At 70.1% G+C, this 23,040-nt stretch carries 19 protein-coding genes; 9 read left to right on the top strand and 10 right to left on the bottom strand.

What is annotated here, in order from left to right; all coding sequences use genetic code 11:
• The first annotated feature begins 239 nt into the window (after positions 1–239).
• Positions 240–806: a DJ-1/PfpI family protein gene (locus ACH4SP_RS41540; protein ID WP_398423541.1), complete on the top strand. Its 567-nt coding sequence runs from the start codon at positions 240–242 to the stop codon at positions 804–806.
• A gap of 230 nt (positions 807–1,036) precedes the next feature.
• Here the strand turns inward: ACH4SP_RS41540 and ACH4SP_RS41535 are convergent, their stop codons facing one another.
• Positions 1,037–1,693, bottom strand: a complete 657-nt coding sequence (locus tag ACH4SP_RS41535) for an HAD family hydrolase (RefSeq protein ID WP_398423539.1) — start codon at positions 1,691–1,693, stop codon at positions 1,037–1,039.
• A gap of 106 nt (positions 1,694–1,799) precedes the next feature.
• A complete protein-coding gene (locus ACH4SP_RS41530) occupies positions 1,800–2,309 on the bottom strand; it encodes a DUF6912 family protein (protein WP_398423538.1) in 510 nt (169 codons plus the stop codon).
• A 334-nt stretch (positions 2,310–2,643) separates the two neighbouring features.
• Between ACH4SP_RS41530 and ACH4SP_RS41525 the strand changes: the two genes are divergently transcribed.
• Positions 2,644–3,084: an Rv3235 family protein gene (locus ACH4SP_RS41525; RefSeq protein WP_398423536.1), complete on the top strand. Its 441-nt coding sequence runs from the start codon at positions 2,644–2,646 to the stop codon at positions 3,082–3,084.
• 144 nt (positions 3,085–3,228) lie between these two features.
• Here the strand turns inward: ACH4SP_RS41525 and secA are convergent, their stop codons facing one another.
• Positions 3,229–6,048: a preprotein translocase subunit SecA gene (secA, locus tag ACH4SP_RS41520; RefSeq protein ID WP_398423534.1), complete on the bottom strand. Its 2,820-nt coding sequence runs from the start codon at positions 6,046–6,048 to the stop codon at positions 3,229–3,231.
• Positions 6,049–6,329: 281 nt separating this feature from the next.
• Here secA and ACH4SP_RS41515 point away from each other — a divergent pair, with 281 nt between their 5' ends.
• Positions 6,330–6,941, top strand: a complete 612-nt coding sequence (locus tag ACH4SP_RS41515) for a GNAT family N-acetyltransferase (protein ID WP_398423532.1) — start codon at positions 6,330–6,332, stop codon at positions 6,939–6,941.
• Between the two features lie 9 nt (positions 6,942–6,950).
• Complete coding sequence (locus ACH4SP_RS41510; protein ID WP_398423530.1) at positions 6,951–8,126, top strand: winged helix-turn-helix domain-containing protein; 1,176 nt, start codon at positions 6,951–6,953, stop codon at positions 8,124–8,126.
• Between the two features lie 24 nt (positions 8,127–8,150).
• Here ACH4SP_RS41510 and ACH4SP_RS41505 read toward each other — a convergent pair whose 3' ends face one another.
• The 7 genes from ACH4SP_RS41505 to mtnA all read right to left on the bottom strand — a co-directional run bounded on the left by ACH4SP_RS41505 (position 8,151) and on the right by mtnA (position 17,234).
• Positions 8,151–8,912 (bottom strand): response regulator, encoded by a 762-nt coding sequence (locus ACH4SP_RS41505; protein WP_398423528.1) that lies wholly within the window; start codon positions 8,910–8,912, stop codon positions 8,151–8,153.
• A gap of 221 nt (positions 8,913–9,133) precedes the next feature.
• Entirely contained in the window at positions 9,134–9,829 is a 696-nt protein-coding gene (gene hpf / locus ACH4SP_RS41500) for a ribosome hibernation-promoting factor, HPF/YfiA family (protein ID WP_398423527.1), read from the bottom strand.
• Between the two features lie 313 nt (positions 9,830–10,142).
• Positions 10,143–11,075, bottom strand: coding sequence for a ComF family protein (locus ACH4SP_RS41495; protein ID WP_398423525.1), 933 nt, complete (start codon positions 11,073–11,075; stop codon positions 10,143–10,145).
• Between the two features lie 165 nt (positions 11,076–11,240).
• On the bottom strand, positions 11,241–13,052 hold the full coding sequence (locus ACH4SP_RS41490; RefSeq protein ID WP_398423726.1) for an LpqB family beta-propeller domain-containing protein: 1,812 nt from the start codon (positions 13,050–13,052) through the stop codon (positions 11,241–11,243).
• 139 nt (positions 13,053–13,191) lie between these two features.
• Positions 13,192–15,393: an MtrAB system histidine kinase MtrB gene (mtrB, locus tag ACH4SP_RS41485; protein ID WP_398423523.1), complete on the bottom strand. Its 2,202-nt coding sequence runs from the start codon at positions 15,391–15,393 to the stop codon at positions 13,192–13,194.
• A gap of 1 nt (position 15,394) precedes the next feature.
• Positions 15,395–16,084: a two-component system response regulator MtrA gene (gene mtrA / locus ACH4SP_RS41480; RefSeq protein ID WP_362430714.1), complete on the bottom strand. Its 690-nt coding sequence runs from the start codon at positions 16,082–16,084 to the stop codon at positions 15,395–15,397.
• A 4-nt stretch (positions 16,085–16,088) separates the two neighbouring features.
• Positions 16,089–17,234: an S-methyl-5-thioribose-1-phosphate isomerase gene (mtnA, locus tag ACH4SP_RS41475; RefSeq protein WP_398423520.1), complete on the bottom strand. Its 1,146-nt coding sequence runs from the start codon at positions 17,232–17,234 to the stop codon at positions 16,089–16,091.
• A 149-nt stretch (positions 17,235–17,383) separates the two neighbouring features.
• Between mtnA and ACH4SP_RS41470 the strand changes: the two genes are divergently transcribed.
• From ACH4SP_RS41470 to ACH4SP_RS41450, 5 genes are read left to right on the top strand one after another with little or no spacing between them, the layout of a single operon-like run.
• Positions 17,384–18,652, top strand: coding sequence for a glycerophosphoryl diester phosphodiesterase membrane domain-containing protein (locus ACH4SP_RS41470; RefSeq protein WP_398423518.1), 1,269 nt, complete (start codon positions 17,384–17,386; stop codon positions 18,650–18,652).
• 7 nt (positions 18,653–18,659) lie between these two features.
• The gene (locus tag ACH4SP_RS41465) at positions 18,660–19,349 is read left to right on the top strand and encodes a DUF4129 domain-containing protein (RefSeq protein ID WP_398423517.1); all 690 of its coding nucleotides are present in this window, start codon (positions 18,660–18,662) and stop codon (positions 19,347–19,349) included.
• Complete coding sequence (locus ACH4SP_RS41460; protein ID WP_398423515.1) at positions 19,346–20,566, top strand: DUF4350 domain-containing protein; 1,221 nt, start codon at positions 19,346–19,348, stop codon at positions 20,564–20,566. The genes ACH4SP_RS41465 and ACH4SP_RS41460 overlap by 4 nt, the downstream gene beginning before the upstream one ends.
• Entirely contained in the window at positions 20,563–21,549 is a 987-nt protein-coding gene (locus tag ACH4SP_RS41455; protein ID WP_398423513.1) for an AAA family ATPase, read from the top strand. The genes ACH4SP_RS41460 and ACH4SP_RS41455 overlap by 4 nt, the downstream gene beginning before the upstream one ends.
• A 12-nt stretch (positions 21,550–21,561) precedes the next feature.
• Entirely contained in the window at positions 21,562–22,872 is a 1,311-nt protein-coding gene (locus ACH4SP_RS41450; RefSeq protein ID WP_398423511.1) for a DUF58 domain-containing protein, read from the top strand.
• Positions 22,873–23,040 lie beyond the last annotated feature (168 nt).

Raw genomic sequence — 23,040 nt, 5'->3', positions numbered from 1 at the left:
GGGACCAGGCTATCCCCCCTTGCCCGGGAGGCGTTATTCGCCGGTCGTTGGACATAACGCGGAGAAGTTCGACGCTTTGTCCACCCGTGCTGCAAGGGCCCCGTGCAGCACGGGCGTTGCAGCAGGGCGCACCGGGTTGCCCGGGGGCGTACTGGGTTGGCGCACGCCCTCTTGGCAAAAGCCGCGCCCGGGGGCACGTTGACCGGACCACCGTCCGTCCACTCCCCCGGAGAGCCGCCATGTCAGCGAAGATCCTGATCGTCACGGGCGATGCCGCCGAGTCGCTGGAAGTGCTCTATCCCTACCAGCGGCTGCGCGAGGAGGGCTACGACGTCCACATCGCGGCGCCGTCCCGCAAACAGCTCCGCTTCGTGGTGCACGACTTCGAGGCCGGGTACGACACGTACACCGAGAAGCCGGGCTACACCTGGCCGGCCGACCTCGCCTTCTCGGAGGTGGACCCCGGAAACTACGTCGCGCTGGTCGTGCCCGGCGGACGGGCACCGGAGTACCTGCGCAACGACCCGGAACTGCGCAAGATCCTCAAGTCGTTCTTCGACACGGACAAGCCAGTGGCTCAGATCTGCCACGGCCCGCTGCTGACGGCGGCCGTGGGCGCGCTGAGCGGGCGCAGGGTCACCGCGTATCCGGCGCTGGAACTGGACATGCAGAGCGCCGGGGCCACCTTCCAGGACGCGGAGGCGGTGGTCGACGGCACGCTGGTGTCGGCCAGGGCCTGGCCGGACCACTCGCGGTGGATGCGCGAGTTCCTGACGGTGCTCAGGGCGAAGGCACCGGTGACCTGAGACACCAGACAGCCTGCGCCCGGCGCCTCCGGACACCGTACGACCAAAGGCGCCGGGCCGGGCGGGCCTCGGGCGCTGGAGCCTGAGCCTGAAGCCTGGAGCCTGGCGGAAGTGTCAGGTGCCAGGGGGCGGTGTCCGGGCGACGCCGTCAGGCACAGGCAATCAGACCCAGACTCGGGCACTCAAGCGCGGGAGCAGGTGCGCGGGCGCAGGTGCTCAGGTGCAGGTGCTCAGGCTGCCGATATCTCTTCGGCCACCCGCACCGCGTCCGCGAGCGAGTCCACCACCGGAACCCCGGCCGCCGCCAGGACCGTCCGGCTGTGCGAGCCGCCCGTGTAGAGCACCGCGCCCGCTCCGACGTGTGCGGCCGCCAGTGCGTCGTCGACGGCGTCACCGATCACCACCACCCGCTGGGGATCGACCCCGTCCAGCGCCGCGAGGTGTCGCACCATGTGCGCCGCCTTGGTACCGCCCGACGGGCCGGTCCTGCCGTCGACCCGCACGAAGTGCCGCTCGATGCCGTATCCCCGCACCACCGGGACCAGTTCATCGTGTCCGTACATGCTCAGCAGCGACTGGCTGCGTCCTGCCGCACCCCATCCCGTGAGCAGTTCCTCGACGCCCTCGGTCAGCCCGCAGGCCGCGCGCAGCGAGACGTAGTGCCGGTGGAAGGCGGCGTCCATCACCAGCCATTCCGCGTCCGTGGGCATCCGGCCCATCATCCGCTCGTAGAAGCGCGGGATCGGTATGCAGTACAGCTCGCGATAGCGCTCCAGGGTGATCGGCGGGATCCCGATCTCCTCGAAGGCGGCGTTGGTCGCCCCGATGACCGCGTGGATGTCGTCGAGCAGCGTGCCGTTCCAGTCCCAGACCAGGTGCGTCCTCATGAAAGAACGGTACCCACGGGGTCTGACAACGCAGTCGCCCGGATGAAAAACCCCAGGTCGTCCGCCTCCGGCCAGTCTGACCCGTCCGGCCGGAGACGAGCGGAAGTCAGCCGATCAGTCCGGGAATCTCCTGCACTCCGAACCACAGCAGTTCGTGGTCCTCCGCCCCGTCCACCGTGAACTGTGCGTCGTCGTCCCCGAGGTCCGCCGCCCCCAGCGCCGCCGCGGCGGCCGTCACGTCGTCCTTGGCGTCGTCGGCGTCCGCGTGCACCGCCGCGAACCTCTTCGCCGGTACGGAGCCCTCGACCCGCACCTCACCGATCGCACCGGCGTCCATGCCTCGCCCGTCCGGGTCCGCGGTCACCAGGCCGTCAGCCACGTCGACGGCGAGCACAACCCTGCGGCGCTCGGCCGCCGGGTCCCCCGCCACCAGGCGCAGCGAGGCCGCTGCCGCGCGCCCGAGCGCCGCGTACTCCAGCTCCTCGATGTCGTCCGAGACGTACCACTCGCGCAGCCCCGGCGTCACGGCGTACGCGACGAGCGGGCCGGGCGCCAGCTCACCGGCCTTGTACGCCGCTGCGAGAGCAGGAAGGGTCAGGGGTACGTAGGCGCGCATGACTGCCGCTCTTCTCGTCGGGGTCGTCTGGTCGTGGAGGTCTTCGGGACGGAGGCTTCACCGACCGAAAAGGCCTCCCGACAGGCCTCAAGGATACGTTCCGGGTCCCCCATCGGGGCGGCGGTACCCCCTCGATCACGTCCACTCTGCGCCGCGCGCCCCCCGCGTCCGCGCCCGCACCCCGGCCCGGGGCCACTCTGATAGGTGATTCGCAGACCCCCTCGCCGCTGCCGCGCGCGCCCCTTGCCGGGCTGCCCGCCGGGCCCGTACAAGATCCCCAGGCAAAAAGTTACCGTCCGGTATCCCACCGGCCAGGCAGAGCGGGGCGATCAGCATGAACAGGACGACGACCCGGCCCGGCGGCACCCGCAGCGGCTCCAGCGGCCCGGGCCGCCAGAGCCGCCAGGGCCCCGTCACGGCCGTGCGCAGGCCACGTGTCCCGGCAACCCCGCAGCACCAGTTCGCGGAGCGCCTGCTCGCCGTGCTGAGCGGCGAGCGCCCCGCACACAGCATGCTCAACCTGATGTTCAGGGGGGCGTACGACCAGTTGCTTGAGCTCGCGCCGCGGACCCCGTTCCGCACCAGGGGCGTCCGCCCCGTCGTACGCAGCTGCGGCGGCTTCCGGCCCCGGCCCGACGTCATCGAGGCCTTCGCCAGGATCGGGGCCGGCGAGCAGCTCCGCGCCATGGCCTTCCGCCTGGAACAGAGCGCCGACCAGCGCTGGCGCTGCACGGCCATCGAGCTCGGCGGCGAACGCGTACCGGCGGGGGTCTGACCCGGGCCGGGCGGCCCCGGAAACGCGTCCGGGCGCGCACCCCGCAAGGGATGCGCGCCCGGACCTTACAAACCGGCGGAACCACCGAACCGGCGGCTGCCGCATCGACGGCCACCGAGGCAGGCGGCCACCGAGGAGGCGGAGCTACTTCTTCCGGCGACGCCCGCCCGTGCTCTTCTGCGCCTTGCGGCGCTCGGCGCGGGTCATCCCGTCCGACTCGGAGCGGGTCGGCCCGTCGGCCGTGTTCTCGAAGTCTCCCTCGACGACCCCGCCCTCACCGTCCACGGTGGGCGCGGAGAAGTGCAGCCGGTCCGGCCGCTGCGGCGCTTCGAGCCCCTTGGCGTGGATCTCGGGACGCGCGACGCCGGCGGGCACCGCGTCCTCCTTGGTGAGCGAGGGACCCGCGTCCTGCACCGGAACCTCCTCGACCTGCTGCTCGACCTGGACCTCCAGGTTGAACAGGTAGCCGACGGACTCCTCCTTGATGCCGTCCATCATGGCGTTGAACATGTCGAAGCCCTCGCGCTGGTACTCGACCAGCGGGTCCTTCTGCGCCATGGCACGGAGGCCGATGCCCTCCTGGAGGTAGTCCATCTCATAGAGGTGCTCGCGCCACTTGCGGTCCAGCACGGACAGCACCACGCGCCGCTCCAGCTCGCGCATGATCTCCGAGCCGAGCTGCTTCTCGCGGGACTCGTACTGCTCGTAGATGTCGTCCTTGACGGACTCCGAGATGAACTCCGCGGTGATCCCGGCGCGGTCGCCCGCCGCGTCCTCCAGGTCGTCGACGGTGATCTTCACCGGGTAGAGCTGCTTGAAGGCGCTCCACAGGCGGTCCAGGTCCCACTCCTCGGAGAAGCCCTCGACGGTCTCGGCCTGGATGTACGCGTCGATCGTGTCGTCCATGAAGTGCCGGATCTGCTCGTGCAGGTCCTCGCCCTCCAGGACGCGGCGGCGCTCGCCGTAGATGACCTCGCGCTGCCGGTTGAGCACCTCGTCGTACTTCAGGACGTTCTTGCGGGTCTCGAAGTTCTGCTGCTCGACCTGCGACTGCGCGGACGCGATCGCGCGGGTCACCATCTTGTTCTCGATCGGTACGTCGTCGGGGACGTTGGCCATCGCCATGACGCGCTCGACCATCGCGGCCTTGAACAGCCTCATGAGGTCGTCGCCGAGCGACAGGTAGAACCGGGACTCGCCCGGGTCGCCCTGACGGCCGGAGCGGCCGCGCAGCTGGTTGTCGATGCGGCGGGACTCGTGCCGCTCGGTGCCCAGTACGTACAGCCCGCCGAGCGCCTTGACCTCGTCGTGCTCGGCCTTGACGGCGAGCTCGGCCTTCTCCAGGGCGGCGGGCAGCGCGGCGGCCCACTCCTCGATGTGCTCCTCCGGGTCGAGGCCGCGCTGACGCAGCTCCGCCTCGGCGAGGTCGTCGGGGTTGCCGCCGAGCTTGATGTCCGTACCGCGGCCGGCCATGTTCGTGGCCACGGTGACGGCGCCCTTGCGGCCGGCCTGGGCGATGATCGGCGCCTCACGGTCGTGCTGCTTGGCGTTGAGCACCTCGTGCTGCACACCGCGCTTGGCGAGCTGCTGCGAGAGGTACTCGGACTTCTCGACCGAGGTGGTGCCGACCAGGATCGGCTGGCCCTTCTCGTGCTTCTCGACGATGTCGTCGACGACCGCCGCGAACTTGGCGACCTCGGTGCGGTAGATCAGGTCGGACTGGTCGATGCGGACCATGTCCCGGTTGGTCGGGATCGGTACGACGCCCAGCTTGTAGATCTGGTGGAACTCGGCGGCCTCGGTCATCGCCGTACCGGTCATGCCGGACAGACCGTCGTAGAGGCGGAAGAAGTTCTGCAGGGTGATCGTGGCAAGGGTCTGGTTCTCGTCCTTGATGTCCACCCCTTCCTTCGCCTCGATCGCCTGGTGCATGCCCTCGTTGTAGCGGCGGCCGGCCAGCACACGGCCGGTGTGCTCGTCGACGATCATGACTTCGCCGTCGATGACGACGTAGTCCTTGTCCTTCTTGAAGAGTTCCTTGGCCTTGATGGCGTTGTTGAGGTAACCGACGAGAGGCGTGTTGACCGCCTCATAGAGGTTGTCGATACCGAGCCAGTCCTCGACCTTGGAGACGCCCGGCTCGTGGATGGCGACGGTGCGCTTCTTCTCGTCGACCTCGTAGTCGCCGGTCTCCTCGACGCCCTTCAGCGGGTTGCCCGGCTCGCCCTTCTTGAGGCGGGTGACCAGCTTGGCGAAGTCGCCGTACCACTTGGTGGCCTGGTCGGCCGGGCCCGAGATGATCAGCGGCGTACGGGCCTCGTCGACCAGGATCGAGTCGACCTCGTCGACGATCGCGAAGTTGTGGCCGCGCTGGACGAGCTCGTCCTGGGACCACGCCATGTTGTCGCGGAGGTAGTCGAAGCCGAACTCGTTGTTCGTGCCGTACGTGATGTCGCTGGCGTACTGCGCACGGCGCTCGGCGGGCGACATGTTGGCGATGATGCAGCCGACTTCCAGACCGAGGAACTTGTGCACCCGGCCCATCAGCTCGGAGTCGCGCTCGGCCAGGTAGTCGTTCGTCGTGATCAGGTGCACGCCCTTGCCCGAAAGGGCGTTGAGGTACGCGGGCAGCGTGCCGACGAGGGTCTTGCCCTCACCGGTCTTCATCTCGGCGACGTACCCGAGGTGCAGGGCGGCGCCGCCCATCATCTGGACGTCGTAGTGCCTCTGGCCGAGGACTCGCTTGGCCGCCTCGCGGACGGTCGCGAAGGCCTCGGGCATCAGGTCGTCGAGGCTCTCGCCGTCGGCGTACCGCTGCTTGTACTCGTCGGTCAGGGCGCGCAACTCGGCGTCGGAGAGGTTGACGAAGTCCTCTTCGATGGAGTTGACCTGGTCCGCGATGCGGTGCAGTTTGCGCAGGATCTTGCCTTCGCCTGCACGCATGAGCTTGTTGAAGACGGACACTGAGGCTGGTCTCCTTGCCGGTCGGGCCTGTGCACTGGGTCGGTGTGACTTTGGGTCGGTACTGACTTTGGCGCGGGCACGGCAGGCGGGCCCCACCGCAACGGCCATCGTAAGCGAGGACCCAGCCGCCTCGGGAGGTCCGTCACTACGAAGGCGCACCGGCATCCACAAGGTGCACACACGGCACGCGTACCCAGATGAACGCACGGCACCCGCCGAAGGTGCCGGGCACCACTCGAAAAGTGTTCGCCCGCCGCCCCCTCCCCGACCACAATCTGTTCATGGAACCCTTCGTGCTGACCACCGGGCGCCTCGAACTGCGGCCCTTCGCCGACGCCGACACGGACGAAGTGCTGCGCACCGTCCAGGACCCGGACATCCTGCGTTGGACGACCATTCCTTCGCCGTACGAGCGCAAGGACGCCGTCTTCTTCGTCGAGCAGATCTCCGGCGAGGGCCTGCGCACCGGCACCGGCTTCCACTTCGCGGTGCGTCCGCGCGGCGGCGGCCCGCTGCTCGGCGCGGTCGGCGTCGGCCTGCACCTGCTGCCCGGCACCTGGGAACTCGGCTACTGGACGGCGAAGCCTCATAGAGGACGCGGTTACGTCACCGAGGCGGCGACGGAGGTGATCCGCTGGACCCTCGCCGCCCATGCCGTCGACCGGCTGCTCTGGCGGGCCGAGGTCGGCAACGAACCGTCGCGTGCCGTCGCCCGGAAGCTCGGCTTCACCATGGAGGGTGTGCAGCGCGCAGCCACGGTCCACCAGGGCACCGCACGCGACGCCTGGGTCGGTTCGCTGCTCCCCTCGGACCTGGGCCTGCCAGGTCTGCATCCGTACCTCCCGGCCACCGGAAGCCGGGCGCCGGAGCCCGATGTCAGTGCCGCCCTCTAGTCTTTCGGCATGACCTTCCAGCCGCCCGCAGCCGTCGCTCTCTCCACCGACGAAGCACGTCGGATCGCCTTGCACGCGCAGGGTTTTGTGGGGGCGCCGGACCGCCGTGCCGGAGTGCGGGGCGTGCTCCGGCACCTGGGCGCGGTGCAGCTCGACACGATCTCCGTACTGGCCCGCTCGCACGAGCTCATTCCGTACGCCCGGCTGGGCGCGGTGGACCGCCCGAAGGTCGAGTCCGCGTACTGGTCCCCCGACTCCGAGGACGCGCACGCCTTCGAGTACTGGTCGCACGCCGCCTGCATCCTCCCCGTCGAGGAGTGGCCGCACTTCGCCTTCCGCCGCCGCGCCTACCGCTCCCGCCCGCAGTGGCACCACGAGCTGACGGAGGGCGCGTACGAGCGGGTGATCAAACAGCTCCACGCCGAAGGCCCCCTCACGGCAACGGAATTGGGCGGCGCGAAGAACGGCGGGGAGTGGTGGGACTGGTCGGAGTCCAAGGTCGCCGTCGAGCGCGCCCTGATGTACGGCGATGTGGTCTGCACCCGGCGACGCGGCTGGAAGCGGGTGTACGACCTGGCCGAGCGCGCGATTCCCGGCGAGCTCCAGCACGACGACCTGACCGACTCCGAGTGCGTACGACGCCTGGTCGCTCTCGCCGGCCGCTCACTGGGGGTCGGCACCCGGGAGGACATCTCCGACTACCACCGGCTGAAAAACGCCCAGGTGGACGCGGTGATCGCAGACTCGGGCCTGGTTCCGGTCGAGGTCGAGGGCTGGGGGAAGCCCGCCTGGGCGGACCCGGAGGCCCTGGCCACCGCCCCGCGCGGCCGGCACCGCACGACACTGCTGTCGCCCTTCGACTCCCTGATCTGGGACCGCCCGCGCACGGAACGCATCTTCGGTTTCACGCACCGCCTGGAGGCGTACGTCCCCAAACCGAAGCGCATCCACGGGTACTTCGCGATGCCGCTGCTCTCGGGCGGCCGGTTGCTGGGACGTGCGGACCCGGCCCGGGAGGGCACCACTCTGGTTGCCCGGCAGGTCTCACTGGACTCTCCGAAGGCCGTCCCCGCCATGGCGAAGGCCCTCCGGGAAGCAGCCTCCTGGGTCGGCTGCACGGAGCTGCGGGTGGACCGCACCACCCCCTCCGAGCTGCACAAACCCCTGCGGCATGAGCTCGGCTAGCCGTGGGGCCCACGGGCTTCGGGGTCAGCGGATTTCGAGGATCTTCTCGCGCATCGCGTAGACCACGGCCTCCATCCGGGAGTGCAGCTGCAGCTTCTCCAGGATGTTGCGCACGTGGTTCTTCACGGTGTTCTCCGAGATGAACAGCTCCTTGGCGATGTCCCGGTTGTTCATCCCGGTGGCGACGAGCTTCAGTACTTCCAGTTCCCGGTCCGTGAGCCGGGGCGCCGGTACCAGTCTCCGCTCGTCGGAGCGCTGGATCATCGACTTGAACTCGGTCAGCAGCTTCGACGCCATGGAGGGGCTGATCTGCGACTGGCCGTCCGCCACCGCCCGGATCGCCGTGGAGACCTCGTCCGTCGAGATCTCCTTCAGCAGATATCCCGTGGCACCGGCCTTGATCGCGTCGTAGAGGTCGGCCTCCTCGTCGCTGATCGTCAGCATGATGATCTTGGCGCTGGGGGCCACCTCCTTGATCGAGGTGCACGCCTCGATCCCGCCCCGCTTGGGCATCCGTACGTCCATCAGCACGATGTCCGGCAGCAGATCGGCCGCCTTGTCCACGGCCTCGGCCCCGTCCCCGGCCTCACCGACGACCTGGATGTCCTCCTCCTGGGCGAGAACGATCTCCAGCCCCCGCCGGAAGAGCGCATGGTCGTCCACCACGAGAACCCTGATCGGCTCCTTGCGGGACCCGCCCACGTCCGTGTCCGTCTCGGCATCGGCGACGCGGTCGGCGCCGCGGGCGTATCGGCCGCTCTGCACCGGACCGAAGCTGTCCGCCATCGTTCCTCCCCCTGAGGCCGCTGAGACCATGGCCCGAAGTTCATGTGCTGCGCCAACCACAGTCCGCAGAGCACCTCTTGACTTGCGGTGACATGATTCCATGCCCGTGCGACGGAACGGCCTCTTCAGGACGCACACGAGGGTGCCCCCGGAGGCGCACACGCTCTCCGGGGGCACCATCACCAGGTGGCACGGCGCGCCGGGCGCCGCCGCCCTGACGGTCAGCCGCCGAGTGCGCCACCCGCACCGCCGGCTTCGGAATCGGCAAGCGGGTCCGTGTTCAGGCGGATGACTCCGTAGTCGTACGCATGCCGCCGGTAGACGACACTGGGCTCCTTCGTCTCCGCCTCGACGAAGAGGTAGAAGTCGTGCCCGACCAGCTCCATCTCGTAGAGCGCCTGGTCGAGCGACATGGGTGCGGCGACATGGGTCTTCTCGCGGACCACCAGCGGCCCGTCGCCCTGTACTTCGAGCGAACCGATCTTCTTCGTGGGTACGGACGTGTCCGACTCGGCCTGGTCCACGGCGAGACGGCCGTCTCCGTCGATGACCGCCGCATCGTGCACCGTCGCGCCGACCTCTGCGGCGGACAGGCGGCCGGTGCCGCGGCGGGTGTGGCGCTTGTCGTGCTGCTTCCGCAGCCGCGCCTCCAGCTTGCCGGTCGCCAGGTCGAGCGCCGCGTACGGGTCGCCCGCCGACGCCTCTGCCCTGATGACGGGCCCTCGCCCGTGAACCGTGATCTCCACACGGTCCGAGCGGTCCGCCTGCCTCGGATTCGGCTCCTTGGACACCTCCACGTCGAGGCTGATCACCTTGCCGTCGAGCTTCTGGATCCTCTCCAGCTTGAGCTTCTCCGCCACGTGCTTGCGGAACCGCTCGGGTACCTCTGTCTTGCGGCCCTTGACGACGATGTCCACGCAGAACTCCGTTCCCGGATTGCTCCGCTCGCTGGCGGAGCGTCTCCCTCTTGCACCAGACTCCGGTCAGTCCCGAAGTCTCGGACTTGGCGACTTCACCTCCTCCTCCCCCGTCGGGAAGATCCACACCCCCGAATTCTCGGGGTGCGAGGGAAAACCTGAAGCACGGCAGTGCAATAAGTGAGGCACAGCAACCGCTATTCCTCACTTCTGAACATAGCCCGCCCGGCCGGGTGTCGGCACCCGCTACCGGCGCGTACCTCCGTTCAGGTGGTTTTTCCCTCTCACTACCTGCAACGATGCAAGTTCCCGTTCAGTTCCAGTTTATTTCGAAAGATATCGGCGGAGCCGCGACAACCGCAGCGACAGGACCCCGGTTTCCGGTATTTCCGGGTCTTCGCCCCGTCGATCTCCGTACCGGTACTCGGCGTCCTGGTACGGCACGTTCCGGTACTCCGGCCGGTGCTGCCAAGGCCCGAGCCGCCTCCACGAGCGACGCACCCGTGGTCATGAGGTCGTCCACCAGGACCACCCGGCCGCCCTCCAGCAGCCTGCGGCCACCCGCCACCACTTCCAGGGCCCCGGACAGGTTCACCAGCCGCTGCCGGGCACTCAGGCCCGCCTGGTCGTCCACCGTGCGCCGCTGCCGCAGGACCGGCGCGACCCTGGCCGGTGTCCCGCTCCGGCGCAGCTCGGCTGCGGCCGCACAAGCGATCCGCCGCGCCGGGTCGTGCCCCCGCGCGCCGACCGAACGCCGCGCGGACGGCACGGGCACCAGTACCAGCTCCTGCGTCGCGTCCACTGCTGGACCGTTTACCCATCCGGGCCGGGGATACGCCACCCCCGCCCCACTCGTCACGCCGTCAGCAGCCTCGTCCACACCGTCCGCGGCCCCTCCCCCGGCACCCGCAGCCCCGTCCCCGCCGCCTCGGACGGGGTCGTTCACTGCGCTGCGCACCGCCCCCGCCAATGCGGCCCCGAGCGGCCGTGCCAGCCCCAGCGCGCCCCGTTCCTTGTGCGCGAGCAGCACCGCACGCGGCGCGTCCTCGTACCGTGCCGCCGCGTGGACGGCGGGCAGTCCCGCCGGCTCCGGCGCGGGCCGCACCCGCCCCGGCCGACCCCCGTACAGCGCGCCCGCGCACTCCTCGCACACACCCGACGGTGCGCGTGGCCTGCCGCAGCCGCCGCAGGCCACCGGCAGCACCAGACCGGCGAATTCCCGCCACCATCCCCGTAGTTCTCGCATGCCTCCACTGTGCCCACGGCCGCCAAGACCGTGCCACTCCTGTGGAAAACCTGCCGAAGACCCTCAACTCCCTGTGGAAAACAGTGAGTCGGAGCATCGGTCCACCGCCCCGGGAGGACCGAGAGCGACCCCGTGCCGCCCCGGACAGACCAGAAACGGCCCCCGCTACCCCGGGTAGACCGGAAGCGACCCCTCCCGTGCCACCGTCTTCCAGTTGGCCCCGGGGTACAGGCGCAGAATGCCGTCCTCCTGCGACTGCGCCAGCAACGGGAACCGGTCCACGTCCGACGCGGCGACCGCCGTCACCTGGTTGGCGCCGGGCAGGAGACCCGCGGCCGACGTGGAGCCGTCGGTCTGGACGTACCGCATCTGCTGGACCCCGTCCTTCTCCCGACCCACCACGACCAGCCTGCTGTGCCCCGCCCAGGACATGGCGGTCACTTGCTCCATCTGCGGTGCGCCGGCCCGCAGTCCGACGACCGCGACCGCGCTCTCCTCCCCCGCGCCGCGACGCTCGATCCGGCCCACCCGCAGCGTTTTGCGGCCCTTCTCGTCGACCACCAGCAGCGCGATGCGCACTCCGTCGGCCGACACCCGCAGCGAGTCGACGTACCCGTCACCGAGGCCCTCGACCGGGATCTCCTCGGGCTTGCCCGTGCCGTCCGCCATGCGCAGCAGCCGCGGCGCCTTCGGGTCCCGGTCCGCGATCCACAGGTCGTTGCGACTGTCCCAACTGGGCGCGGACAGCGGTTCCTTGGTCTTCGCCTTGCTGGTGTACAGCGGGTCGGGGGCACCACTGCCGGCCGCCATCGAAGCGACCCGCAGGTGGTGCCCGTCGGCCGACACTCCCGCGACGTACCTCTCGTCCCGCGACACACCGACCGACTTCAGCTGCGGACCGTTCTCACCGAGCGCCCCCGGGACGGGCTTCGCCTCATTGGTGTCCACGTCGTTGGGATCGTTGGGGATCCGCACCAGACGCTGCTTGTCGTTCAGGAAGTACTGGAAGTCGGGGGTCCTGGAACTGCCGCCCGGTGCGTACGCGCCGGCCTGGTCGCCGGTGAGTACGCACAGCTGGGACTCCTCGCTGTCCTCGATCTCCACCTGTTCGAGCCTCGACGTGGACGTCAGGTCCCGGAGCGTGAAGAGCAGTTGGGCGGCCATTTCCATGCAGCCCCGGTGATTGACGTTCGCCGCCTTCGCGTTGAGCGGCACCTTGAGCGAGTTGTGGTCGCCGATCGTCAGGGCCTTGACGCCGCCCTTGAGGGTGGCACCGGTGGGGAAGCGCGAACTGACCACGGGCTTCAGCCAGTTGGAGGGGCCGTCCAGCAGAGCCGTGACAGCCTGCGCCACGGGGTCCAGCCGGGACTGCGGGTCGGTCCGCTTGCGTACGTACACGGGGTCGGCGACGAGCCACCGCTCCTTGGGGTCGATGGTCGCCGAGTCCGACGCGAAGTAGTACTTGTTGACGGACCGGAAGATGCGCTGGAAGTCGGACGCACCGAGCACCAGTCCCTTCGGCGGTGTGTCGATGCGCCACTCGCCGCTGTCCGGCTTCTTGTCGGAACCCTTCTCCCTGACCAGGCGGAGCTTCTGGCTGTACTGCTTCTTGGCGGGCTGGTAGGCGCTCTGCTTGTCGAGGAGCGCGACCTGCCGTCCGGTGAGCGTGTACACGGGCGTCGCCCCGTTGTCCCGGACCGACGGCTCCTGCCTGCTCGGGCCTTCGTCCAGCACAGCCGTGGCCTCGCTCGGGTTCCACTCCCTGGAGGCGCTCTTCGTCAGGTACTTGCGGGCGGTGTCGAACCCGGGGTCGTCGCTCTTCATCGCCTCCAGGAAGCCTTCGACGATCTCGTCCGGCCTGGCCCCGGAGCGCGGCGGCACGCTGTAGACCCGTACCTGGGAGTCGACCGCCTGGGGACCCTTGACCTCGCGTACGTCCCCGTGGTCGGGCATCGACCCGCAGCCCACGGCGGTCATCAGCAGTCCGGCGGCCACCACGAGGACGGTCGCTTTCCGGCCACGCTCCGGACCACCACTGCTAGCGGCGCCACCACTGCTCCCGGCGCCACCGTTCCTGCCGGCGCCGTCACTCCTGCCACTGCCGCTGCCACGACGCTCAACGCCCACGCGGAATGTCCTCCCGGTCCATGTCCTGCGGCGCGCTCTCGCCCGTCGCGCGGCCGTCGCCGCCGTAGCCACCGCTGCTGTCGCCGCTGCCGCCGTCACTGTTGCCGTCGCCACTGCCGTCACTGTTTCCGCCGTCGCCGTGACCGTCACGCGGCTCGTCCCCCGCCCGTCGCGACACCACCCGTGCACCGCTGCCGGGCAGCGCCGTCGGATCCGCCGCAGGCACGGTGGCCGTACGGGGCGGGGATATCGGTCCGGACCTCCGCTCCCCCATCGGCTGTACGGGCACGGTGGCCAGCCGGGTGTTCGCACCGTCCGAACCACTGCCCGCCCGCTCCGCCTCCGCCACGCGCGCACGCGCGCGCCGGGAGTCCTCCGGCTCCAGCGGTATGGGCGATCCGCGCAGCGGCTCGTCGACCGTGCGAGGCAGGGTCAGCCGGAACTGCGATCCACCGCCGGGCTCGCCCCAGGCCTGCAGCCACCCGCCGTGCAGCCGGGCGTCCTCGACGGCGATCGACAGGCCGAGCCCGGTGCCGCCGGTGGTGCGCGCGCGTGCCGGGTCCGCCCGCCAGAAGCGGCTGAACACCCGGGTCGCCTCTCCGGGCTTCAGCCCCACGCCGTAGTCCCGTACGGCGACGGCGACAGCGCCTCCGGCGGCCCCCAGCCGTACCACCACATCCCGTCCCTCGCCGTGCTCGACAGCGTTGACGACGAGGTTGCGCAGCACCCGCTCGACCCGCCGGGCATCGGCCTCGACGACCACGGGCTGCTCGTCCCCGACGACCCGGACGACGCTGCCCTTGCGCTCGGCCAGGGGCTCCGCCGCGTCGATCACACGCCGTACGACCTCACGCAGATCTATCGGCTCGGCCTCCAGGGCCGCGGCGCCGGCATCGAAGCGGCTGATCTCCAGCAGGTCGGCGAGCAATGACTCAAAACGATCGATCTGCCCGACCAGCAGCTCCGCCGAGCGCGCCGTCACGGGATCGAAGTCTTCCTTGGCGTCATGAATGACGTCGGCAGCCATCCGTACCGTCGTCAGCGGGGTCCGCAGCTCGTGCGACACGTCGGAGACGAACCGCCGCTGCATCCGCGACAGGTCCTCCAGCTGCTGGATCTTCAGCTGCAGGTTCTGCGCCATCTTGTTGAAGGCCTCGCCGAGGCGCGCGATGTCGTCCTCGCCGGTGACCTTCATACGTTCCTGGAGGCGCCCCGCGGAGAGCCTCTCGGCGACCCCGGCAGCCATCCGTACGGGCGTCACGACCTGCCGTACCACCAGCCAGGCGATCGCCCCGAGCAGGACCACCACGAACAGTCCGGCGGTCGTCAGCGTGTTCTTGACGACCTTGAGCGAAGCCTCCTCCTGCGCCAGCGGGAAGAGGTAGTAGAGCTGGTACGGCTGCCCGCTCACGTCGTTCAGCCGCTTGCCCACGATCAGGCCGGGCTCGGACGGCTGTGCGTCGTTGCTGTAGACGATCCGTACGTACCGCTGATACGCCTCGGCGCCCTCGTCGACGGCGTCGCGCACATCCTGCGGCACGCTCGCCAGAGGGTCGACACCGCCCGAGGCACGCGGTCCGGGCTGACTGGTCTCCTCGTCGGAGACGGCGCTGAGCGCCACCACGTTGAAGGCCTTCTGGCCACCGCTGGCGAGCTGTTCCACCAGGTCGGAGCGCCAGTTCGCGGCATTGCGGCGGTCGGCCTTGTGATCGGGGCTCTCGCCCTCCTGGCCGCCTGGGTCCGCCGGGGCACTGGCCCGCTCCTGGGCCGCGGCGAAACCGCCGCGGGCCTGGTTCTGAGCCGCCTCCAGCTTCGAGTTGAGCAGCCCGTTCTTCACTGCGCTGATGACGACGAAGCCGAGCAGCAGCACCACTCCGAGCGACATCAGCAGGGTCGCGGCAACCACCCGCAACTGAATGTTGCGCCGCCACAGCCGTACGGCCGGCAGCAGCGGACGCCGCACCAGTCGTACGACGAGACGCAGCACGGGCCCGCCGGGCGCCCCGTCCTGGAGCAGCCGACCGCCCTGGAGCAGTCGGCCGGCCCGGGACGTACGACGCCCGGGACGACCAGAAGCACCGGGTCCCGGACCAGGTCCGGGGTCGGCTCCAGGTCCGGGTCCCGGTCCCGCAGCCCGCTCCGTACGGCCTCCCGGCTCCCCGGGCTTCGGAGCAGCGCTGCCTCGGTTCATGTCAGCTCGGTCCGGCCTTGTAGCCGACACCGCGCACGGTCACGACGATCTCCGGGCGCTCCGGGTCCCTCTCGACCTTGGAGCGCAGCCGCTGCACATGGACGTTGACCAGCCGGGTGTCCGCGGCGTGCCGGTATCCCCAGACCTGCTCCAGCAGCACCTCACGGGTGAACACCTGCCAGGGCTTGCGGGCCAGCGCGACCAGCAGGTCGAACTCCAGCGGGGTCAGTGCGATCGACTGGCCCTCCCGCTTCACCGAGTGACCGGCCACGTCGATGACCAGGTCACCGATGGCCAGCTGTTCCGGCGCGGGCTCCTCCGACCTCCTCAGCCTCGCCCGGATCCGGGCGACGAGCTCCTTGGGCTTGAACGGCTTGACGATGTAGTCGTCGGCACCGGACTCAAGACCGACCACCACATCGACGGTGTCGCTCTTCGCCGTGAGCATGACGATCGGCACTCCGGACTCGGCCCGGATCAGCCGGCACACCTCAATGCCGTCCCGTCCGGGCAGCATGAGGTCCAGCAGCACCAGGTCCGGCTTGGCCTCCCTGAACGCAGCCAGCGCTTTGTCACCGTCGGCGACGAACGACGGCTCAAAACCTTCTCCACGCAACACAATGCCGAGCATCTCGGCGAGTGCGGTGTCGTCGTCAACTACAAGAACGCGACCTTTCATAAACGCCATCATCCCATTAGCTCATCGTTGCCCGTCGTGACCTGGCACACAGCTCTGCGAGAGCGGTCCCGGTCACCGGTGAAACGACGCCCTCCTCGGTGACGATCGCCGTCACCAGATCCGGCGGCGTCACGTCGAAGGCGGGGTTGTACGCCTGCGTCCCGAGCGGTGCCACCACCAGTCCGCCGCCTCCTTCCGCACCCGTCGCCGAGAGCCCCGCGGTGAATTCCGTCACTTCCGACCCGGGCCGCTGCTCCACCTCGATGGCCGCTCCGCCCGCCGTGTCCAGATCCACCGTGGTCAACGGCGCGACCACCAGGAACGGCACGTGGTGGTACTTGGCCAGCACCGCGAGCGGATAGCTCCCCACCTTGTTCGCCACCGAACCGTCGGCCGCGATCCGGTCCGCCCCGATCAGCACGGCATCCACCTCACCCGCCGCGAACAGCGAGCCGGCCGCGTTGTCCGTAAGCAGGGTGTACGCCATCGAATTGCGCGCCGCCTCGTACGCGGTGAGCCGCGCCCCCTGCAGGAGCGGCCGCGTCTCGTCCACCCACAGCCGCCGCAGCCGACCCGCCCGGTGCGCCGCCAGCGCCACGGCGAACGCCGTGCCCTCGCCGCCGGAGACCAGCGCCCCGGTATTGCAGTGGGTCAGGATGCGATGGCTGCCGCCGGGCAGCAGCTCGTCGAGGAACGCGAGCCCGTGCCCGGCCATCGCCGCACTGGCCTCGGCGTCCGCCCGGTGCAGCTCCCGGGCGGCATCCAGCGCCGCCGTGGCAGCTCCGGCGTCCCCCGCCCCCTTCTCCAGAGCCTCCCGGTACGCCCCGAGGGCCCACCGCACTCCGTATCCGAGGTTGACCGCGGTGGGCCGCGCACCCGCCAGCAGCGCCGCCGCGTCGTCCACGTCGAACCCGCGTCTGGCGGCGAGCGCCACCCCGTACGCTCCGGCGATGCCGAGCAGCGGGGCACCCCGTACCGCGAGGGTCTGTATTGCCTGCACCAGGGCGGGCACGTCCGTACAGACCAGCTCCGCTTCCTCCATCGGCAACCGGGTCTGGTCGAGGAGCACCAGCACCGGCCCCTCCGGCGGCTCCTCCCATCGCAGCGAGGGCAGTGCGGACGGTTCTGCGCCCACCGTGCTGTGTGCGTCCTGATCAGCCATCCGCCCAGTCTGCCCCGTACCGCACCGACAATTGAAGGTGCCGAGGGGAGAGAGCGCGTACGGGGGCCGGTCCGCCGACGCACCTCCCGTGGCACGATGGCTGCCAACCTGCCGCCGCACATGCGGACGGGCACCGTGAAGGAGCGACGATGAATGACTCTCCGGGCTGGGCCTCGCCCGGACCCGCCCCCTCCGACGGCCGTCCCCCGGAGAACTCCGGGGCCGCCGAGCCCGCCGACGAGCGGGACGCCGACCAGGCACCCGCCTCGAAGTGGTCGAAGGAACAGCCGCCCGCGGGCCAGTGGTCCGCGCCGGGCGCCGCCCCACCGCGCAGCCACGCCCAGACCCCGCCCCGGCAGGGCTGGAAGGGTCCGCAGCAGGCCGGCGGCTGGGGAACACCCCCGGGCCCGGGCGGCTGGGGCGGCCCGCCGCCCGCCGCCAAGCCGGGCGTGATCCCGCTCCGTCCACTCGGCGTCGGCGACATCCTCGACGGTGCCGTGTCCACGATGCGCGCCCACTGGCGCACGGTGCTCGGAGTGACGGTCACCGTCGCCGTCCTCATGCAGATCGCGGAGATCCTGGTCCAGCGCTATCTGCTGCCCGAGCCGGTCACCATCGACCCGAACGCCGACCCGACGGAGGCCGTCCGCCAGCTCGGCGAGTCGATGCAGAGCACCCTGATCAGCATGGGCCCGACCACCTTGATCGGCCTCATCGGAACGCTCTTCACGACGGCACTGCTGACCATCGTGGTCAGCCGGTCCGTGCTCGGCCGCCCGGTGAATCTCTCCGACGCGTGGCGCGAGGCCAGGCCCCGGCTGGTCCCGCTGCTCGGCCTCACCCTGCTGTTCCCCATCGGCGCCCTCGCGATCATGGCCGTGGGTCTGGTGCCGGGCATCCTGATCGGTTCCGCCGGCGGCGCGGCCTTCGCCGCACTCGGCGGGCTCGCGGCATTCGTCGTCGCCATCTGGCTGATGGTGCGCTTCTTCCTCGCTCCCCCGGCGCTGATGCTGGAACGTCAGGGCATCGTCCAGTCCCTGCGCCGCTCGGCGAAGCTGGTCCGGGGCGCCTGGTGGCGGGTCTTCGGCATCATGCTGCTGACGATGCTCCTGACCTTCGTCGTGACGATGATCATCGGAATGTTCTTCGGCTTCATCGCCGTGCTCGTCGACGGCGACGGCTTCGGCAACCTCCTCAAGGGTGCCGACCCGAACTTCGGCTGGGGCTTCCTCATCATCAGCGGCATCGGATCGGTGATCGCCGCCTCCATCACCTACCCGCTCACCGCCGGGGTGACGGTCCTGCTCTACATCGACCAGCGGATCCGCCGCGAAGCCCTCGACCTGGACCTCGCCCGCGCCGCAGGCCTCCCCGGCCACGGCACCGAACAGCCCGCCGACCAGACTCCAGGGAGCTGATTCACCGGTGTCGGTGACGGGGGACACTGCGACACTGCTGCGGGTTCGTACGGCTGACGACCCTCCCGTGGACATCCCTCGCGTCCCGGCCCGCGAAGCCGCGGAGCGCGAACTGTCCCACCCGATGTACCACGAGAACGACCCCAACCTCCTCCAGCGCGCGCTCGACCGTCTCTGGGAATGGATCGGCAACCTCTTCGACGCGGCCTCCGGGGCAACTCCCGGGGGCACGCTCGGCCTGGTCGTCATCGTTGTGGTCGTCGCCCTGCTGATCCTCGGCCTGTGGTGGCGGCTCGGTACCCCGAGCCGCACCCCCGCTTCCCCCGCCTCCCTCTTCGACGACGGCCCGCGCAGCGCCGCCGAACACCGCACCGCCGCCGACGCACACGCCTCCGCCCACCGCTGGAACCCGGCGGTCCAGGAACGGATGCGCGCCATCGTCCGCTCCCTCGAAGAACGCACCCTCCTCGACCCGCGCCCCGGCCGCACTGCCGACGAGGCCGCTGCCGACGTCGGCCGCACCCTGCCCGACCACGCCGCCCGCCTGCACGCCGCCGCCCGCACCTTCGACGACGTCACATACGGCGACCGCACCGCCGACGAGCCCGCATACCTGCGCCTGCGCGAACTGGACCTCGACCTCGACCGTACGAAGCCGTCCTTGTCCGGCGCCTCTCCCCATGGAGCCGCCGAATGACCAGCACCACGGCGCCGCCCTCCACCTCGGTCTCCCCCACTCCCCGCCAAGTGTGGAAGCGCACCCGCGGCCTGCTCCTCGTCCTCGGCGTCCTCCTCACTGCGGGCATCGTCATCGCCGTACTCCAGTCCGGTGAGCAACACGGCCGTCTCGACCCCCGCTCCGCCGACCCCCAGGGCAGCCGCGCCGTCGCCGAACTCCTCAAGGACCGCGGCGTCTCCACCCGCGTCGTCACCACCCTCGCCGAAGCCACCGCTGCTGCCGGCTCCGACACCACCCTCCTCGTCACCTCCCCGAACCTCCTCACCCGGTCCCAGCAGACCGAGCTCCACCGCGCCACCGCTCCTTCCGGCGGCCGCACCGTCCTCGTCGCCGCAGGCCCCCCTTCGGTCCCCACCCTCGCCCCGGGCGTACGCGCCGCACCGACGTCGGTACCCGTCACCACCCGCGAGCCCCGCTGCGCCCTGCCCGCGGCAACCACCGCCGGTACCGCGGAACTCGGCGGCATCCGCTACACCACCGACGCACCTCACGACGCCTGTTACCCCGTCGAGGGCCGCCCCTCCCTGCTGCGCCTCAACGCCTCCACCGGCGACACGATCCTCCTCGGCGCCCCCGACCCTCTCCACAACGAGCGTCTCGCCCACCAGGGCAACGCCTCGCTCGCCCTCCAACTCCTCGGCTCCCGACCCCATCTCGTCTGGTACCTCCCCTCCCTCAACGACCCGTCAGCGAGCGACGCCACCGACCCCGACGGCGAACCCCGCTCCAGCACCGACACCACCAACGGCTTCCTCTCCCAGGTCCCGCCCGGCTGGCTCTGGGGAACCCTCCAACTCGCCCTGGCCGCCGTGCTCGCCGCCCTGTGGCGAGCCCGCCGTCTCGGTCCCCTGGTGACGGAACGTCTGCCCGTCGCCGTCCGCGCCTCCGAGACCACGGAGGGCCGCGCACGTCTCTATCTCAAGGCCAACGCCCGCGACCGGGCCTCCTCGGCCCTGCGCACCGCCACCCGCACCCGCCTCGCCTCCCTCCTGGGCGTCCCAGCTGCCCACTCCCACTCACCGGCCGCCCTCCTCCCATCCGTCTCCTCTCACCTCCCCCATACCTCCAAAGACCTCAACTCCCTCCTCTTCGGCCCCGCCCCGTCCGACAACGCCGGCCTCATCCGCCTGGCAGACGAACTCGACGCCCTCGAAAGAGAGGTCCGCGCCTCATGAGCGCCCAGCACGCAGAGATCCCCGCCGAGACCCCCGACAGCGCCCGTGCCTCCCTGGAGGCTCTGCGTACCGAGATCGCCAAGGCCGTGGTCGGTCAGGACCCGGCGGTCACCGGCCTCGTCGTCGCCCTCCTCTGCCGCGGCCACGTCCTCCTCGAAGGAGTCCCCGGCGTCGCCAAAACCCTGCTGGTGCGTGCCCTGGCCGCGTCCCTCGAACTCGACACCAAGCGCGTCCAGTTCACCCCCGACCTGATGCCCAGCGACGTCACCGGTTCCCTGGTCTATGACGCCCGCTCCGCCGAGTTCTCCTTTCAGCCAGGCCCGGTCTTCACCAACCTCCTCCTCGCCGACGAAATCAACCGCACTCCGCCCAAGACCCAGGCCTCCCTTCTCGAAGCGATGGAAGAACGCCAGGTCACCCTCGACGGCGTCTCGCGCCTCCTGCCCGACCCCTTCCTGGTCGCCGCGACCCAGAACCCGGTCGAGTACGAAGGCACCTACCCCCTCCCCGAAGCGCAACTGGACCGCTTCCTCCTGAAGCTCACCGTCCCCCTCCCCGGCCGCCAGGACGAGATCGACGTCCTGACCCGCCACGCGGAAGGCTTCAACCCCCGAGACCTCAAAGCAGCGGGCGTACGTCCCGTCGCCGGTCCCGCGGACCTGGAAGCCGCCCGGTCCGCCGTCGCCAAGACCTCGGTGTCGCCCGAGATCACCGGCTATGTCGTCGATATCTGCCGTGCCACCCGTGAATCCCCCTCACTGACTCTCGGCGTCTCCCCGCGAGGCGCCACTGCCCTGCTCTCCACTGCCCGCGCCTGGGCCTGGCTCACCGGCAGGGACTACGTCATCCCCGACGACGTGAAGGCGCTCGCCCTCCCCACACTCCGCCACCGCATCCAGCTCCGCCCCGAAGCGGAGATGGAGGGCGTCACCCCCGACTCCGTCATCACCTCCGTCCTCGCCCACGTCCCCGTCCCCCGCTGAGCGCCGGCGACCATGGCCCTCACCGGACGAACCGCGCTGCTCGCCGCCCTCGGCTCCCTCCCCGTCGGCATCCTCGCGCCGAACTGGTCGGGGATCCTCGCGATCAACGCGCCCCTCACACTCGCAATTCTGTGCGACTACGCTCTCGCCGCGCCAGTGCGAAAGCTTCAATTCACCCGAACCGGTGACACATCCGTTCGACTCGGAGAAACCGCCACAGTCCAACTCACCGTCACCAACCCTGCTCCGCGACGCCTGCGCGCCCACATCCGCGACGCCTGGCCGCCCAGCAGCTGGAAACCCGGTACCGAATTCGCCGCCTCCCGCCACACGGTGACCATCCCGTCCGGCGAACGCCGGCGCCTCACCACGGAGTTGCGTCCCACCCGACGGGGCGACCGCCAGGCGCAGCGCATCACCGTGCGCTCGTACGGCCCCCTGGGTCTGGCCACCCGTCAGGGCAGTCACGAGGTCCCGTGGAACTTGCGTGTCCTGCCTCCCTTCACCAGCCGGAAGCACCTTCCTTCCAAGCTGGCCCGGCTACGTGAACTTGACGGCCGTACCAGCGTGTTGACCCGCGGCGAAGGCACCGAATTCGACAGCCTCCGGGACTACGTACCCGGCGACGACACCCGCTCCATCGACTGGCGTGCAACCGCGCGCCACAACACGGTCGCGGTCCGCACCTGGCGCCCGGAACGAGACCGCCACATCCTGTTGGTCCTGGACACCGGCCGCACCTCAGCAGGCCGCGTGGGCGACGTCCCCCGCCTCGACGCCTCCATGGACGCGGCTCTGCTACTGGCAGCGCTGGCTTCACGCGCCGGCGACCGGGTAGACCTCCTCGCCTACGACCGCCGTACGCGCGCCCAGGTCCAGGGCCGGTCGGCAGGCGAGCTTCTTCCCGCTCTGGTCAATGCCATGGCACCGCTGGAATCGGAGCTGGTGGAATCCGATACCCGTGGACTCAGCGCTACGGCTCTGGCCTGCGCTCCCCGTCGTTCTCTCATCATCATCCTGACCAACCTCGAAGCCGCTCCGGTGGAAGAGGGTCTTCTCCCCGTCCTCTCTCAGCTCACCCAACGCCACACGGTCCTCGTCGCTTCGGTGGCTGATCCCCGCATTGAGGAAATGGCCGCTGCCCGGGGCTCGATCGAGTCTGTATACGAAGCCGCAGCCGGCGCTCAGGCCCAGGAAGAACGCCAACGGACCGCAGAGAAACTCAAGCGTCACGGGGTCACTGTCGTGGACGCCACCCCCGAAAACCTGGCACCCGCTCTCGCCGATGCCTATCTCGCTCTCAAAGCAACCGGTCGCCTCTAGCGTTCTCACGTCAGAGCGGAGCCGAAGGACTCCACCTGGCCGTAAACGCAGAAAAGCCCCGCACCAGTTACCTGGTGCGGGGCTTTCCCACAATGATTGTTCGGCGGCGTCCTACTCTCCCACAGGGTCCCCCCTGCAGTACCATCGGCGCGGAAAGGCTTAGCTTCC

This window comes from Streptomyces sp. NPDC021093, assembly GCF_044333135.1.
Lineage (GTDB): Bacteria > Actinomycetota > Actinomycetes > Streptomycetales > Streptomycetaceae > Streptomyces.
This window is presented reverse-complemented; position numbering and strand designations above follow the sequence as displayed.